The sequence below is a fragment of the Achromobacter sp. SIMBA_011 genome (assembly GCF_046535435.1).
GTDB classification, from domain to species: Bacteria; Pseudomonadota; Gammaproteobacteria; order Burkholderiales; family Burkholderiaceae_B; genus Achromobacter; species Achromobacter dolens.
In genome coordinates this window covers 1-286 of the sequence record NZ_JAWRWN010000290.1, presented here as the reverse complement: position 1 = coordinate 286, position 286 = coordinate 1, and the positions used below count along the sequence as shown (strand labels likewise).

At 70.3% G+C, this 286-nt stretch carries 1 protein-coding gene; it reads left to right on the top strand.

Translation table 11 applies throughout. The features are described 5' to 3' along the window. Nucleotides 1-286: aldehyde dehydrogenase family protein (locus SB816_RS30995; protein WP_410548118.1), on the top strand; the 286-nt coding region annotated here is incomplete at both ends.

Sequence of the window (286 nt, the reverse complement as noted above, 5' to 3'; positions counted from 1 at the left end):
GTGGAGCGAGTTCCAGGCGCTCGGCGTGGTCGCCGGCATCACGCCGTTCAACTTCCCGGTGATGGTGCCGCTGTGGATGTGGCCGATGGCCGTCGCGTGCGGCAACACGTTCGTGCTGAAGCCGAGCGAACGCGATCCGTCGGCCGCGCTGTTCATGGCCGACCTGCTCACCCAGGCCGGCCTGCCCGCCGGCGTGTTCAACGTCGTGCAGGGCGACAAGGGCGCGGTCGACGCGCTGCTCGACCATCCGGACGTGCAGGCCGTCAGCTTCGTCGGCTCGACGCCG